Origin of the sequence: Pseudonocardia humida, assembly GCF_023898865.1 — a bacterium.
GTDB lineage: Bacteria > Actinomycetota > Actinomycetes > Mycobacteriales > Pseudonocardiaceae > Pseudonocardia > Pseudonocardia humida.
Genome location: NZ_JAGSOV010000024.1, coordinates 39,437 through 53,384 on the forward strand (window position 1 = coordinate 39,437; position 13,948 = coordinate 53,384).

Sequence of the window (13,948 nt, forward strand, 5' to 3'; positions counted from 1 at the left end):
TCTTCATCGATCACGGGTTACGCCGAACGGGGTCAGGGTCGACTGCGCTCCGTCACCGGGCCGTGCCGGACGAGGGAGGCCAGCTCCCGGTGGACCGAGCGCCTGCGCAACGGCGGGCTCGGGGCCCAGGCGGCCTCGGCCATCCCGGCGAGCACCTCGGCCAGCGCCGTGCGGGAGTCGATCGCGGGGTCCCAGCCCAGCTCCCGGCGGGCCCGGCCGGTGTCCAGCAGCGGCACGGCGAACGCCAGGTCGATCCAGCCCGGGGCGAGCGGCTGCAGGTGCGTCCGCCAGCCCAGCGCCGTGGCCGCGCGCAGCACCCCCCGCGGCACGTGCACGGCGGGGGCGCCGAGCACGTCGGCGATCAGGTCGCGGGTGACCGGCGGGTCGGCGGCGAGGTTGAACGCCCCGGTGGCCCGCCGTTCGAGCACCCGCACGATCGCGTCGGCGACGTCGGAGGCGTGCACCAGGGGGATGGACAGCCCCCGGTCCAGCGGCAGCAGCGGGACGTACCCCAGCAGCGCGGCCGGCAGGTACGCGGGCAGCCCGTAGCGCAGCAGGGCGCTCGCCGCTCGTCGCTGCACGATGAGCCCCGGGCGCAGCCGGGCCACGGCGACGCCGTCGGGGTGGGACCGCTCGTGGTCGTCGAGCAGGCGTTCGGCGGCGACCTTCTCGGTGCTGTAGGCCAGGGAGTCGATGCCGTCGGTGGGCCAGGCCTCGGTGACGCGGGTGGCGTCCGGGCCCGGGTCGTCCGGCCCGGGGGAGTACGCCCCGGCCGAGGACATGTGCACCAGGTGCGGCACGCCCTCGGCCTCGGCGGCGTTCAGCACGGCGCGGGTGCCCTCGACGCCGGTCCGGTCGAGGTAGTCGGTGTCGTGCGAGGGCTGGAACCCCCAGGCGAGGTGCACGACGGCGTCGGCGCCGCGCAGCACGGGCCGCAGCGCGAGGGAGGCGTCGGGCCCGGCCAGGTCCAGCGCGACCCACGACGCCACGTCGTAGGGCGCAGCAGGCGCGGGCGGTCGCCGGCACACCCCGACCACCTCGTGGTCGTCCCCGTCGGCCAGCCGGTCGAGCAGGGCGGTGCCCACGTTCCCGCTCGCCCCGGTGATCACTATCCGCATGCGGTTCCCGCTCCCCGGTACCTCGCTGGTGCCGCCGTCGGACGTGCCCGGGGAGGTACGGGGTCAAACAAACCCACCCCGAGGGGTCGTCTACTACTCCACAGGATCGATGACGCTGCGCTGTTGCGGTCTGCCCGGCGGGAAACGGTGGGGACGACGTCACCATCCGAAGGAGAACCACCACGATGAGCAGTCCGAACTCCGCACCGGCCGGATCCACCCGGGTGACCGAGCGACCCCCCGCCCGACTTCGCCGAGCGGATGGGGGTGGACGCCGCCGAGGGCGCCGACCAGCTCGTCCGGGAGGCGGCCCACGTCGAGGTCGCCAAGGCCGACCTGCGCGTGCAGGGCTGACCCCTCCCGTCGAGAACGAAGTTGTCGTCGATTGGACCGGTCCAAAATCACGGCAGCTTCGTTCTCGACGGCTGTGGCAGTGCGTGTCAGCCGATGGGCGGAAGGGGCTCGCGCAACGACGTGGCCCGAGCCCCCCAGGCCCCGAGCAGCCTGCGCTCGAGCCGCTCGGCCAGGAACGAGCTCGCCCGCACCCCGAACACCACGTCGGCGGCCAGCTCCGGCTCGGCGGCCAGCAGCGGGCGGATCACCCCGCGGCGCACCAGCTGCTCGTGCACCGCGTCGGCCTCGACGTGCTCGGCGTAGAACTCGGCCACCTCCGGGCCGAGGCCCATCCGCGCGATCGCCCGCACGAGCCGGTCGGACCCGGGCGACGAGGTCAGCTCGACGGCCGCGAACTGCCCGACCAGCGCGCCCCGCAGCGCCCGGTGCAACCCGAACATCGACATCAGGGTGACCTCGGCGAGGGTCTCGGCGGGGGCCAGGTCCAGGTAGGCGCCGTAGCCGTCGTCGAGGCCCGCGGCGCGCATCATCGCGGCGAACAGCCGCGCGTGCACCCGCTCCGGGTCGCCGGAGCCGTACTCGTCGTGCTCCACGGTGACCAGTGCGGCCTTCGCCGCCCCGTGCAGCCGGGGGATCACCCACGCCTGCGGGTCGGCCTCCTTGAGGTGGTACATCGACCGGTGCGCCAGGTACTCCCGGAACTGCCACGGCTCACCGTCGCGCAGCAGGTGGTGGGAGACCCCGGTGCCGTCGGCGTCGGTCGGCTCGGTGAGCAGCCCGGCCATCTCGGCGTCGACGTCGGCGGGCCCGCGCACGTCGTCGACCGGGGCGTCCTCCCGCAGCCGGGCCAGGAACGCGCGCTCCAGGTCGCGGCGCACCGTCAGCAGCTCGGGGTCCCACTCGCGCTCCGGGTCGACGCCCGCGAAGCCGCGGTAGTGCAGCTCGTAGAGGCAGTAGAGGGTCAGCTGCGCGTCCTCGCCGTAGACGTCGTCGGGGACCGCGTCGAGCGCGCCGCCGGGTCGCCCGCCGGTGCGCAGCGCGTCCAGCACCGCGGCGGAGAGCGGCCCGCGGGGCGCGGGCAGGGCGGGCTCGGTGGTGGACGGGGCGGGGGCCTGCCGGGTCAGGGTCATCGTGACCCACCACCCCGGTGGGCGCGCCGCTCCCGGTCGCGGTGGCTGGTGTCGCAGAACGGGAAGCGGCGGCTGCGCCGGCAAGTGCACAGCGCGGTGACCGACCGCTCCGACCGCACGACCTCGCCGTCCGGGCCGGTGACGTCGACCGGGCCGTTGACCAGCACCGGGCCCTCCCCGGTGATCTCCACCCGGTTGCGCCCGCTCACCGCTGCGCCCCCGGCATCCGGCCCTCGATGACGACGATCTCCTCGACGTGCTGGCCGGGCACGATCATGCCCTGGGCCTCCAGCAGCGCCGCCCTCGCCCGCATGACCGGCCCGAACGGGATCGCCGCGCGGGCCACCACCTCGCCGGTCAGCCCGGCCGCGGCCATCGCGTCCAGGGTGGCGTCCTCCCCGCACACCTCGGACTGCACGACGAGCGCCCGCCCGTCCGCCGTCAGCACGTCGGGCAGCCCGGAGGTCAGGCGGTCGAGCAGCAGCCGGCCGTCGCGGCCGCCGTCCCAGCAGCGGGCGATGCCGTAGCGGGCGGGTGCCTCGCGCTCGGCGGGCACGTAGGGCGGGTTCGCGACGACGACCTCGAAGCGCCGTCCGCGGACCGGCTCGAACAGGTCGCCGCGGCGCACCCGGACCGAGGCCCGGTGCAACCGGGCGTTGAGCCAGGTCGCGGCGGCCGAGCGGCGGGACAGGTCGACGGCGGTGACCGACGCGGCCCCGGCCCCGGCGGCGGCCCCGGCCCCCGCGCCCGGGCCGGGGGCGACGGCGCGCACGGGGGGGGGCCGCACCCCCGCCCGGAGCACGTCGACGAGCAGAGCGGTGTCGCGGTCTGCCCGGTAGACGCCGGGCGGGCGAAGAAGAAGCACGAGGATCAGTGCCCGGCCCGGGCACGATCAAACTGCATCCTCGCCCGCTGGGCGGGTACCCGCCCGGATGGTGCGACCCGAGGATGCCGCCCGAACCGTACGTGTCGTCCCGGTCGACACCGGCGACGCCTTCTGGGACGACGGCACCGCCCTGCGCGCCGCGCTGGCCGAACCGGTGCCCCGCATCCCGCCCGTCTTCGGCTACGACGAGCGCGGGTCGCAGCTGTTCGAGGCCATCACCGAGCTGCCGACCTACTACCTGACCCGCGTGGAGTGGGACCTGCTGCGCCGGCACGCCGACGACATCGCCGCCCGCCTCGACACGGACATGCTCGCCGAGATGGGCAGCGGCAGCGCCAAGAAGACCGCCGTGCTGCTCGGTGCCGCCGCGCGCCACCGACCGCTGACCTACCTGCCGATCGACGTCAGCCGCGAGATGCTGGAGGCGAGCGGGCGCGCGCTCGTCGAGCAGGTGCCGGGCCTGGACGTCGTCGGGCTGTGGGGCCGCTACGAGCAGGGGCTCGCGCACCTGCGCTCCGCCGACCGCGACGGCCGGCTGGTGGTGGCGTTCCTGGGCAGCAACATGGGCAACGCCACCGACGCCGAGCGCGCCGACCTGCTGGCCGACATCGCCGCCACCCTGCGCCCCGGCGACGGGTTCCTGTTCTCGGTCGACCTGCTCAAGCCCGCGGACGTGCTCGAGACCGCCTACAACGACCCGCCCGGCCACGACGCCTTCGCCGGGTTCCGACTCAACCACCTGACCCACCTCAACCGCCGCTTCGGCGCCGACTTCGACGTCGACCGGTTCCGGCCCCTGGCCCGCTTCGACCCGGGCACCGGCATGGTCGAGGGCCACCTCCACGTCCTGCGCGAGCAGCGGGTCCGGCTGCCCGGCCTGGACCTCGAGCTGGACCTCGCCCGCGGCGGCTCGATCAACGTCGGGTTCTCGGCCAAGTTCGACCGCGACCGGCTCGCGGCCGAGATCGCCGCGCTCGGCATGGACGTCGAGCACGAGTGGATCGACCAGCGGTGGCGGTACGCCATCGCGCTCGCCCGCCGCCGGTGACCCCCGAGGGATCGATGCGATCCGCTGCATCCGGCACACAAGGCGTCGCCGTGGGCCGGTAGCGTGCCCGGAACGGGCCGCCGCGGTGGCGGACGGCGAGGAGGGCGGACGGGTGCGGCACCTCGTTCCCGGCGCGGCCGCGCGTGCCGCCCGGGAGTCGGCCCCCGAGCCCCCCGTGCTGACCGCGGCCGACCCGGCCTCCTTCGGCTGGACCGTCGTGCACCGGCGGCTGCCGCGAGCCGCCGAGCAGGCCCGCAACGCCAACCCGTACCTGCCCGAGCAGACCGGAGCGCTCGACCGGCTCGTCGCCGAGCTGTCCGGCGCCGTCGGCCCCCTCACCGACGACGGCCCGGACACCGCCACCTGGCGCGAGTGGGGCAAGGGCCACGTCGGGAAGGCCTGGGACGAGGTGCCGCTGCTGTGGGCGGAGACCTTCTTCCACCGCAGGCTGCTCGCCGCGGTCGACTTCTTCGTGCCCGGACCGTGGCACTGGCTCGACCCCTTCGCCCACCTGAAGACGGCCCAACTGGTCGACCCGCTGCTGCAGGCCGAGCTCGCCGAGCTGGACTGGGTCACCGACGTCGATCCCGACCGCCGCGCACGGGCGCTGCTGATGGCCGCCGTCCGGGGGGCCCGCGCCGACCTCGGCGTGGCGGCGCACTCGGCCCGGTTCGGGCCCGACGGAGCCGCCGACGAGCCCGACCCGACCCTCGTCGTCGACGACAGCGCGGCGCTGTGGGAGCTGCTGGCGGCTGGGCCGGCCGTGGTGTGCCTGGTGGTCGACAACGCCGGGCGCGAGCTGCTGGCCGATCTCCTGCTGGTCGACGAGCTGCTGGAGTCCGGGCGGGCCGGGGAGGTGCTGCTGCACGTGCGGCCCGTGCCGTTCCACGTGGTCGACGCGACCGCGTCCGACGTGGCGGCGGCGCTGCGCAGGCTCGGCGACGCGGGCGGCTACGCCGCGACCGCGGCCCGCCGGCTGCGGGAGGCCTTCCGCGGCGGGCGCATCCGGCTGCGCACCAGCTGGTTCCACGTCGGCCCGCTCGGCTTCGACGCCATGGCGGGCGAGCTGGCCGCCGACGTCTCCGGGGCCGGCCTGACGATCCTCAAGGGCGACCTCAACTACCGGCGGCTGGTCGGCGACCGGGCCTGGCCGCCCGGCACCGGGCTCGCCCACGCCACCGCCCACCTGCCCGGCCCGGTCGTCGCGCTGCGCACCCTGGAGTCGGAGGTCGTGGTCGGCGTGCCGGAGGCCAGGACGGCCGAGCTCGACCGCCGCGCGCCGGACTGGCGGATCGCCGGCACGCACGCGCTCGTACAGCTCGTGCCCGGGCGCGCCGCGTCGGCTGGTCCGGCCGGGTGAAAGCGTCCCGCGACCGTGAGTGAGGGAGCCGTGAGCAGCTCGGACACGCCCAGCAGGGCGACCCTGCCGACTGCCGCGCTGGTCGTCGGCTGGCTGGCCGGGCCGCCCTGATCGCGACGACGGCCGTGCGCCGAGCCCGGGCCTGACTCCCTCGAACGGGGCGCTCGCCGGGTCCACGTGCCCGGGGCCGCGAATCGCGGCCGCCGCCCGGCCGTACGAACCGGCGAACCGCTGGTGCCCGGTGGCAGGGTGACCGGTGTGCAGCCGCTCACCGGACGTCCCGACGAGCCGGTCGCCGTACCGGCGGTCGTCGCCGCGATGGCGCGGGGTCGGGCGCCCGAGGTGGTGTGGGTCAACGAGCTGGGCGGCACGACGTTCCGGATCGGTCCGCACTACGTGAAGTGGTCGCCCGCCGGTGCCGGCCTCCCGCCGCTGGCCGGCGAGGTGGCCCGGCTGAGCTGGGCCGCCCCGTTCACGCCGGTGCCCGAGGTCGTCGAGCACGGCCGCGACGCCGCCGGCGAGTGGATGGTCACCGCCGCGCTGCCGGGCGGCAACGCGGTCGAGCCGCGCTGGAAGGCCGACCCGCGCACCGCGGTCACCGCACTCGGACGCGGGCTGCGCGCCCTGCACGACGCCCTGCCGGTGGACCGGTGCCCGTTCACCTGGTCGGCGGCGGACCGGGTCGCGTCGGCGCACCGCAGGTCCGCGGAGCTGGACCCGGCCCGGTGGCACGCGAGCCATCGGGACATCGACGTGGCCGCGGCGCTCGCCGCCGTGGCCGAACCACCCCCGGTCGACCGCGCCGTCGTCTGCCACGGCGACGCCTGCGCGCCCAACACCCTGCTGACCGACGACGGCGCCTGGAGCGGCCACGTCGACCTCGGCGCCCTCGGCGTCGCCGACCGCTGGGCCGACCTCGCGGTGGCCACCTGGAGCACGCAGTGGAACTACGGCGACGGGTGGGAGCGCACCCTGCTCGACGCGTACGGCGTCGAGCCCGACCCCCGGCGCACGGCGTACTACCGGCTGCTGTGGGACCTCGGGCCCTGACCGCCGTGCCCGGCGCCACACCCGTCGGCCCGGACCGGCGCCGTCGGGTCGGGTAGAACTGCGGTGCACCGAGGAGACCGCCATGACCCCACCCCCGAGCCCGTCGGCCCCGCCGGCCGCGGCGACCGACGCCCCGCGCTGGTTCCGCACCGCGCTCGCCGTCGCGCCGCGGCACCTCGACACCACCGTCGAGGGCTGTCGCGTGCACCTGCGCTGCTGGGGATCCGCGGAGCTGCCGGGGCTGGTGCTGGTGCACGGCGGCGCCGCGCACTCGGGCTGGTGGGACCACATCGCCCCGTTCTTCGCCGAGACCCACCGGGTCGTCGCGCTCGACCTGAGCGGGCACGGCGACAGCGGCCGGCGCCCCGACTACGACATGCGGATCTGGGCCGACGAGGTGCTGGCCGCCGCCGCGGCCGGGGGCATCACCGGGGCGCCGCTCGTCGTCGGGCACAGCATGGGTGGCTGGGTCGCGGCCCAGGTCGGGGTGGAGCACGGCGACCGGGTCGACGGCATCGCCATCATCGACTCCCCGCTGAACGACCAGCCCCCGGAGGAGGACGGCCTGCGCAGGCGCCGCAGGCAGACCCGGGTCTACCCGTCCCGGGAGGAGATGGTCGAGCGGTTCCGTACGATGCCCGAGCAGGACGTGCTGCTGCCCTACGTGCGCCGCCACATCGCCGAGCAGTCCGTTCAGACCGCCGACGGCGGCTGGACCTGGAAGTTCGACCCGACGATGTTCGGCAGGCGCCGGCTGCTGCGCGAGATGCTGCCCCAGCTGCGCTGCCGGGCCGCGTTCATCCGGACCGAGTTCGGTCTGGTGCCGCCGTCGATGGCCGCCGAGATCGACGCCCTGCTCGGGCACCGGGTGCCGATCGTCGAGCTCCCCGACGCGGGCCACCACCCGATGCTCGACCAGCCGCTCCCGCTGGTCACCGCACTGCGGATGCTGCTGATGCAGTGGGCCCGCCCCTGAGGCGTGGCAGCCGCACCGGCGCTCGGGCGCTAGTCCAGCCGCTCCTCGTCGTTGTGCCACCCGGCACCGGAACGGATCTCACCGCGCCGCCGCGACTCCACGCCGACCAGGACGGCGAGCACGACCAGCAGGACGAGTCCGACGATCACGACCGCGATGAGCATGGCGCCGCTCGATTCAGGTGTTGTGGCCGGATGGGCCGGGAGGTCCCTGGGTGCCGCCGCGCGTCGCACGCCGGCGCCCGCTCGTGCCGGCCACCCAGGTCAGCACCAGCCCGACGACCCCGACGATGATCAGCACCACGAACAGGACGTACTGCCAGGGTTGGTCGCCCAGGAAGTTCGGCATGACGCCGATGCCGACCGACGCCAGCGTCAGCGTGATCGCCGCCCAGAGCGACGAGCGGGAACCGGGCTCCTCCGCCGCGGGCGGCTCGGCCCGCAGGCGGTCCTCGAACGCGGCCACCGCCGCTGACACGTCGGCTGAGGTCAGCTCGGGCGTGCGGCCGCTGTCGAGGACGGGTGCCGCCCGCCGGCCGAGCTCGCCGGCCAGTTCGCGGTCGTAGCGGGCGAGCGCGTTCTGCCACTCCTGACGACCGCCGTCGGTCAGGTACCGCAGGACCGGGTGCGGCTCCTCGGCGGCCGGACCACGGTTCGCGCCGCGGGCAGGGCTGTTCGGCATTCTTCCCACTCCTCGGCTGGTTCCGGGCCTTCCGCGAAGCAACCCAGCGGCCCGGGAACTGCCAGGTGGAGGCCGGTCACATGGGTGTTCATCCTGTCGAGTAGCTTGGTGCACGCCACCACGACGCACCCAGCGCCGTGGCGGTACGCTGGGTGTCGAGTCACTTGATGGCGGCATGCTGGCAGCATAGTGCTATGTTGCAACTTGTGCCAAGCGTCACGCTGAGCGCTGGTTGACGGGTAACGATCCGGTCGCTGCGGAACGACATGCAGCAGCCGACTGGCAGGATCACCGACCACCTCGACGAGGCGGTCGGTGATCTCCCCATGGGGTGGCCGGGCTGCGGCCCGGTCACGAGGAGAACGGAACGGAATTGGAAGACCCCGCGGCAATGCGACGCAGGCTCAGAGTCGAGCTGAAGCGCCTTCGGACGGCCGCTGGCAAGACCCAGCGCGACGTCGCCCAGGCGTTGTACTGGTCGCCGTCCAAGGTGATCCGGATCGAGAGCGGTCAGGTCGGCATCACGGTCACCGACCTGAGGGCCCTCGCCGCGCTGTACGGGTTGGCCGACGAGGAGCAACTCGCGGCGCTCACCGAGATGGCGCAGGGCTCGAAGCGCCAGCCGTTCGCCGAGTTCCGCGACGTCCTGTCTCCCGACACGATCAAGTACTACGGCTACGAGGCGTCCGCATCCCTCATCCGGCAGGTCGAGCCGCTCCTGGTCCCGGGTCTGCTGCAGACCGAGGAGTACACCCGGGCGATTCTGCAGTCCTCCAGCAAGATCAGCTCCGAGGAGATCGACCGGATCGTCGAGAGCAGGCGCAACCGCCAGGAGCTGCTCGAGCGCGAGACTCGGCCGGAGGTATTCGTCCTGCTCGGCGAAGCCGTCTTCCGGCAGGCGGTCGGCGGCGTCGAGGTGATGCGCAGCCAGTTGGAGCACCTGCTCGCGCTCAACGACAACGGCGTCGCGTCCATCAGGGTCCTGCCCTTCGAGCTGAATGCGCACGACGGTATGCGTGGTCCGTACGTGCACATGGAGTTCCCCGATGTCGCGGACCCGGACGTGGTCTTCCTCGAACACTCGCGAGGCACCTCGTCGTTCAGCGACGACCTCGCGCTGACGGCCGACTACCAGGAGAAGTTCTTCGCCCTCGAGGACATCGCGGCACCCGCCAAGGCGTTCCGCACGTATTTCGACCGTGCGATCGACAGCTTCTCGGGAGGTTCCACCTGACGTCCTAGCCGACAAGAGCAGTCACTACCGTGCCGCACCCACCGTGTCAAGGGTGCGGGTGACGAGCCTCCGGACAGCGCACATCTCGATGCTCTGAACCGGGGTCCTCGGTTGCGAAGCCCCCGCTCAGCGGTGGCATTGCCCTGTGCGGGTGCATACGCTCGCCTGGGAGTGCGGGGGTCGGGAGCCGTGTGGTCACTGCACATGTGCCGCGGGCACGGCTCCTGCTGACTGGGAGGGCTGTCGGTGGGCGGTGAGGGGTCTGGCTGGCGAAAGAGCTCGTACAGCGACACGGATAACTGCGTGGAAGTCAAGCTGTTGCTGGGTCACGCATTGGTGCGTGATTCCAAGAATCGGCGCGCAGTCGTCCTCGATTTCAGTGTCCCCGAATGGCGGGCGTTTCTCGACGGTGTGCGGTCGGGCGAGTTCGATCCGGTCCACCACGACCCGCGGCGGTGAGCCGCCGCGGGGGGGGGGGGGGCCGCCCCCGTGCGGGGGGGGGGGCCCCCCCCCCCCCCCCCCGCGGGGGGGGGCGCGCGGGGGGGGGGGGGGCCCCCCCCGCCACCGTGCCTGGTCGGTGCCCCTACCGCTTCTCCCGCCACGACCGCTCGAACGGCAGCCGCCAGGCGTGCGGGACGATCAGCTGGTGGATGGCGTTCGGGCCCCAGCTGCCCGGCGGGTACGACTTGACCGGCGGCGGGTTCTGCAGCAGCGGCTCTGAGCGCTCCCACAGGCTCTCGATGCCGTCGGCGGTGGTGAACAGCGTGTGGTCGCCGCGCATGGCGTCGAGCATCAGCCGCTCGTAGGCCTCCAGGACGTCGCCGGCGCGGTCGGTCTCCTGGGTGGAGAACTGCATGCTCAGCTTGTCCAGCTTCATGCCCGGCCCGGGTCGCTTGCCGTAGTAGGACAGCGAGATCCGAGACTCGTCGGCCAGGTCGAACGTCAGGTGGTCGGGGCCGGCCTGGCCCACGCCGGAGTCCGCCGGGAACATCGACCGCGGGGCCTCCTTGAACGCGATCGAGATGATCCGCTGGCCCTCCGCGAGGCGCTTGCCGGTGCGCAGGTAGAACGGCACGCCCGCCCAGCGCCAGTTGTCCAGGAAGGCGCGCAGCGCGATGAAGGTCTCGGTGTCCGAGTCGCGGGCCACGCCCTCCAGTTCGCGGTAGCCGCCGAACTGCCCGCGCACCACGTCGGTGGGCATGATCGGCAGCAGCGACCGGAAGACCTTGTTCTTCTCCTCGCTGATCGCCCGCGGTTCCAGCGCCGTCGGCGGCTCCATCGCCACGAACGCCATGATCTGGAACAGGTGGGTGACGACCATGTCCTTGTAGGCGCCGGTGGCCTCGTAGAAGTCGGCGCGCCGGTCGAGGCCGAGGGTCTCGGGGACGTCGATCTGGATGTGGTCGATGAAGTTGCGGTTCCAGATCGGCTCGAACAGCCCGTTGGCGAAGCGCAGCGCCAGTACGTTGAGCGCGGCCTCCTTGCCCAGGAAGTGGTCGATCCGGAAGATCTGGCTCTCGTCGAAGGTGAGGTGCACGAACCGGTTGAGGGCGACCGCGCTCTCCAGGTCGGTGCCGAACGGCTTCTCCATCACCACCCGCGCGCGGTCGACCAGCTTGGCGTCGTGCAGCAGGGTGATGACCTCGCGGGCGGCCTTGGGCGGGATGCTGAGGTAGTGCAGCCGGTGCACCTCCTGGCCGTCGCCCAACTCGCGCTCGGCCTCGGCCACGGCCCCGGCCAGCGTCTCCGACCCGGACTTGCTGCAGCAGTAGCGCAGGTTCGCGGCGAACGCGTTCCACTGCTCGTCGGTCAGCCGGTGCTTGCCGAACTCGGTGATCGCGCTGCGGGCGAACTGCCGGAACTCGTCGTCGGACATCTCCTCGAGCGACGAGCCCACCACCCGGATGTTGGGGGTGAGGGCCGAGGTCGCCAGGTGCGCGAGCCCCGGCAGCAGCTTGCGCCGCGCCAGATCGCCGGTAGCTCCGAACAGGACGATGACGTGCGGCGGAAGGCTCTCCGGCAGGCGTCCGTACGGCCGTGAGCCAGGGGCCGGGTAGGCGATGGTCTGCGGCGGGTAGTTGAGCACGCTGAATGGTTGCACTACCGGGCCTCCCGCGCACCGCTTCGTCGATCTCCGATGGAGGCTCTTCCCACGTGCTACCGCTGGTGCGACGGAGCGTGCCGGGTCGGGACGACGTGCTGGAGGTGCTCGCGGGTCCACTCCCGACGGCAGCGGAGCGCGCCGGCGTCGTCGGGCTGCTGCGCCCGCCCCCGCCACCCGCACCGGCAGGCCGGCAGCAAGGCCGTGAACGTGCCGGGGGCGCAGCGGGTGACGTCGGTCCAGGCGTCGGAGAGGGCGCCGTCGCGGTACCGGCCGACGACGAAGCCGGCGTGGTTCCCGATGCCCTCGTCGGAGCCGCCGATGAACAGCATCCGGGCAGTGTGCAGCCGGGCGGTGACCGCCGGTAGCGCCGATCGTCGCATTCGGTGCGGTGGTTACAGGCTCACCGTGGTGCCGCGGCCGGTGGCCCGGGCGCGGTCCAGCACGAGCCGGGCCGCGGCGGCGTCCTCGACGGCGTGCCCGGTGGACTTGTAGACGGTGATCTCCTCGTCGGAGGTCCGTCCGCGCGCCGTCCCGGCCAGCACCTCGCCGATCTCGGTGACCGCCGCCGGGTCGAGGCCCTGCAGCTCGTGCGCGCCCGCGGGCGACGGGTTGGTCGCGGCACCGCGCCACTCGACGAACACCCGCCGGTCGGCGAGCAGGTCGGGGGGCAGCTCCGGGCCGAAGCTGCCGCCCACCGACCCGACGTGCGCGCCCGGGCTCAGCCAGGACGTCCGCAGCACGGGCTCGCGGGCGTCGGTGCAGCAGCAGACGACGTCGGCGCCGCGCACGGCCTCCTCGAACGAGCCGACCGCCCGCGCCCTCGGGTGCTGTGCGGCGAGGGCGGACGCGTGCGCGGCGGTGCGCGAGGCGATGCGGATCTCGGCGAAGTCGCGGATGCGGTCGAAGGCGTCCAGGTGCGAGCCGCCCTGCACGCCGGCGCCGAGGATCGCCAGCACCCCGGCGTCGGGGCGGGCCAGCGCGTCGGCGGCGACGGCGGCCGCGGCGCCGGTGCGCGCGGTGGTGATGCGCGTGCCGTCCATGAGGGCCAGCGGCGTGCCGGTGGCGTCGTCGAACACGGCGATCAGCGCCTGGTGCGAGGGCAGGCCGTGGTCGTGGTTGTCGGGGAAGACCGACACCAGCTTGACGGTGAGCCCGGCGCCGGGCAGGTGGGCGGGCATCGCGGCGAGCACGCCGGCCCCGGCGAAGGCGCCGGTGCGCGGCGGTGCGCTCGTCCCGCCCGCGCTGAACCGCCGGAACGCCTCGGCGAGCGCGGGCAGCAGGGCGTCGAGGTCGAGCAGCTCGGCCACGTCGTCGCTGCTCAGGACCAGGATCTGGGGCATCTCGGGCTCCCGGCGGTTCAGGGGGTGGGCAGCGAGGCGGTGAGCACCCGGGCGATCCAGTCGCCGTAGCGGCGCACCGGCCAGCCGCGCTGGACGACCAGCTGACCGTAGAGGTGCAGCGAGGTCAGCGACCAGATCACGTCGCGGAGCTCGGCGTGGCGGGCCGGACCGTCGGGCAGGTGCCGGCACACGGCGTCGGCCAGGTGGCCGGCGCCGACCAGGCGCTGGTCGTCGAAGGTGCGCACGATGGCGGCGATCTGCGGGTCGGTGTCGGCGGCGGCGAAGACCGCGGAGTAGATCGGGTACGCGCGCGGAGCGGCGTCGGCGGCGAACTCGGCGAGCCGGGCCACGACCTCGGCGGCCGAGGGCGCCTCGTACACCCGGCGCATCTGCGGGCGCTGGGCCAGCGGCACCGGCTCGGCGTCGCCGACCAGCATCGACTCCGCGGCCTCCTTGAGCAGGTTCGCCTTGGAGGTGAACGCGGCGAACACGGTCGGGGTCGACACCCCGGCGGCCTTGGCGATGCTCGCGATCGACGTGGCGGTGTAGCCGTCGGCGACGAACAGCTCCCGGGCCGTGTCCAGCACGCGGGCCCGGTTGGCCCGGGCCTGTTCGCGGCGCCCGCTCGCGTCGTAAGCCCTTGACGTCATCCACCCAACCTAGCCTA

The 13,948-nt window shown here is 74.1% G+C and carries 16 protein-coding genes; 6 read left to right on the plus strand and 10 right to left on the minus strand.

Annotated elements, in window-relative coordinates; genetic code table 11:
• Positions 1–32 precede the first annotated feature (32 nt).
• The 4 genes from KDL28_RS12035 to KDL28_RS12050 all read right to left on the minus strand — a co-directional run bounded on the left by KDL28_RS12035 (position 33) and on the right by KDL28_RS12050 (position 3,467).
• Complete coding sequence (locus tag KDL28_RS12035; RefSeq protein ID WP_252437829.1) at positions 33–1,118, minus strand: NAD-dependent epimerase/dehydratase family protein; 1,086 nt, start codon at positions 1,116–1,118, stop codon at positions 33–35.
• A 440-nt stretch (positions 1,119–1,558) separates the two neighbouring features.
• On the minus strand, positions 1,559–2,602 hold the full coding sequence (locus KDL28_RS12040) for an iron-containing redox enzyme family protein (protein ID WP_252437831.1): 1,044 nt from the start codon (positions 2,600–2,602) through the stop codon (positions 1,559–1,561).
• Positions 2,599–2,811: a CDGSH iron-sulfur domain-containing protein gene (locus tag KDL28_RS12045; protein ID WP_252437833.1), complete on the minus strand. Its 213-nt coding sequence runs from the start codon at positions 2,809–2,811 to the stop codon at positions 2,599–2,601. The genes KDL28_RS12040 and KDL28_RS12045 overlap by 4 nt, the downstream gene beginning before the upstream one ends.
• A complete protein-coding gene (locus KDL28_RS12050; RefSeq protein ID WP_252437835.1) occupies positions 2,808–3,467 on the minus strand; it encodes a HemK2/MTQ2 family protein methyltransferase in 660 nt (219 codons plus the stop codon). The genes KDL28_RS12045 and KDL28_RS12050 overlap by 4 nt, the downstream gene beginning before the upstream one ends.
• A gap of 67 nt (positions 3,468–3,534) precedes the next feature.
• Here KDL28_RS12050 and KDL28_RS12055 point away from each other — a divergent pair, with 67 nt between their 5' ends.
• The 4 genes from KDL28_RS12055 to KDL28_RS12070 all read left to right on the plus strand — a co-directional run bounded on the left by KDL28_RS12055 (position 3,535) and on the right by KDL28_RS12070 (position 7,922).
• The gene (locus KDL28_RS12055) at positions 3,535–4,536 is read left to right on the plus strand and encodes an L-histidine N(alpha)-methyltransferase (RefSeq protein ID WP_252437837.1); all 1,002 of its coding nucleotides are present in this window, start codon (positions 3,535–3,537) and stop codon (positions 4,534–4,536) included.
• A 112-nt stretch (positions 4,537–4,648) separates the two neighbouring features.
• Complete coding sequence (locus KDL28_RS12060) at positions 4,649–5,896, plus strand: ARMT1-like domain-containing protein (RefSeq protein WP_252437839.1); 1,248 nt, start codon at positions 4,649–4,651, stop codon at positions 5,894–5,896.
• A 249-nt stretch (positions 5,897–6,145) separates the two neighbouring features.
• Positions 6,146–6,946, plus strand: a complete 801-nt coding sequence (locus tag KDL28_RS12065) for a phosphotransferase (RefSeq protein ID WP_252437841.1) — start codon at positions 6,146–6,148, stop codon at positions 6,944–6,946.
• Positions 6,947–7,028: 82 nt separating this feature from the next.
• A complete protein-coding gene (locus tag KDL28_RS12070) occupies positions 7,029–7,922 on the plus strand; it encodes an alpha/beta fold hydrolase (RefSeq protein ID WP_252437842.1) in 894 nt (297 codons plus the stop codon).
• A gap of 29 nt (positions 7,923–7,951) precedes the next feature.
• Here KDL28_RS12070 and KDL28_RS40400 read toward each other — a convergent pair whose 3' ends face one another.
• Positions 7,952–8,086, minus strand: coding sequence for a hypothetical protein (locus tag KDL28_RS40400; protein ID WP_256501321.1), 135 nt, complete (start codon positions 8,084–8,086; stop codon positions 7,952–7,954).
• A gap of 13 nt (positions 8,087–8,099) precedes the next feature.
• A complete protein-coding gene (locus tag KDL28_RS12075) occupies positions 8,100–8,603 on the minus strand; it encodes a hypothetical protein (protein ID WP_252437844.1) in 504 nt (167 codons plus the stop codon).
• A gap of 331 nt (positions 8,604–8,934) precedes the next feature.
• Here KDL28_RS12075 and KDL28_RS12080 point away from each other — a divergent pair, with 331 nt between their 5' ends.
• Positions 8,935–9,837, plus strand: coding sequence for a helix-turn-helix domain-containing protein (locus KDL28_RS12080; RefSeq protein WP_252437846.1), 903 nt, complete (start codon positions 8,935–8,937; stop codon positions 9,835–9,837).
• A gap of 246 nt (positions 9,838–10,083) precedes the next feature.
• Positions 10,084–10,296, plus strand: coding sequence for a DUF397 domain-containing protein (locus tag KDL28_RS12085; RefSeq protein ID WP_308215992.1), 213 nt, complete (start codon positions 10,084–10,086; stop codon positions 10,294–10,296).
• A 124-nt stretch (positions 10,297–10,420) separates the two neighbouring features.
• On the opposite strand, the gene zwf is transcribed toward KDL28_RS12085, so the two are convergent.
• The 4 genes from zwf to KDL28_RS12105 all read right to left on the minus strand — a co-directional run bounded on the left by zwf (position 10,421) and on the right by KDL28_RS12105 (position 13,931).
• Positions 10,421–11,938 carry a glucose-6-phosphate dehydrogenase gene (gene zwf / locus KDL28_RS12090; RefSeq protein WP_252437850.1) on the minus strand — a complete coding sequence of 506 codons (1,518 nt, stop codon included), beginning with the start codon at positions 11,936–11,938 and terminating at the stop codon, positions 10,421–10,423.
• A gap of 56 nt (positions 11,939–11,994) precedes the next feature.
• Complete coding sequence (locus KDL28_RS12095) at positions 11,995–12,270, minus strand: ubiquitin family protein (protein ID WP_252437852.1); 276 nt, start codon at positions 12,268–12,270, stop codon at positions 11,995–11,997.
• Positions 12,271–12,333: 63 nt separating this feature from the next.
• Positions 12,334–13,281: an ornithine cyclodeaminase family protein gene (locus KDL28_RS12100; RefSeq protein WP_252437854.1), complete on the minus strand. Its 948-nt coding sequence runs from the start codon at positions 13,279–13,281 to the stop codon at positions 12,334–12,336.
• 17 nt (positions 13,282–13,298) lie between these two features.
• Positions 13,299–13,931, minus strand: coding sequence for a TetR/AcrR family transcriptional regulator (locus KDL28_RS12105; protein WP_252437856.1), 633 nt, complete (start codon positions 13,929–13,931; stop codon positions 13,299–13,301).
• Positions 13,932–13,948: the final 17 nt, after the last annotated feature.

Excerpts from the sequence above, each read along its gene's own strand:
- KDL28_RS12035 (WP_252437829.1), bottom strand. The coding sequence starts at position 1,118 with ATGCGGATAGTGATCACCGGGGCGAGCGGGAACGTGGGCACCGCCCTG.
- KDL28_RS12040 (WP_252437831.1), bottom strand. The coding sequence starts at position 2,602 with ATGACCCTGACCCGGCAGGCCCCCGCCCCGTCCACCACCGAGCCCGCC.
- KDL28_RS12055 (WP_252437837.1), top strand. The coding sequence starts at position 3,535 with ATGGTGCGACCCGAGGATGCCGCCCGAACCGTACGTGTCGTCCCGGTC.
- KDL28_RS12070 (WP_252437842.1), top strand. The coding sequence starts at position 7,029 with ATGACCCCACCCCCGAGCCCGTCGGCCCCGCCGGCCGCGGCGACCGAC.
- KDL28_RS40400 (WP_256501321.1), bottom strand. The coding sequence starts at position 8,086 with ATGCTCATCGCGGTCGTGATCGTCGGACTCGTCCTGCTGGTCGTGCTC.
- KDL28_RS12075 (WP_252437844.1), bottom strand. The coding sequence starts at position 8,603 with ATGCCGAACAGCCCTGCCCGCGGCGCGAACCGTGGTCCGGCCGCCGAG.
- KDL28_RS12095 (WP_252437852.1), bottom strand. The coding sequence starts at position 12,270 with ATGCTGTTCATCGGCGGCTCCGACGAGGGCATCGGGAACCACGCCGGC.
- KDL28_RS12100 (WP_252437854.1), bottom strand. The coding sequence starts at position 13,281 with ATGCCCCAGATCCTGGTCCTGAGCAGCGACGACGTGGCCGAGCTGCTC.
- KDL28_RS12105 (WP_252437856.1), bottom strand. The coding sequence starts at position 13,931 with ATGACGTCAAGGGCTTACGACGCGAGCGGGCGCCGCGAACAGGCCCGG.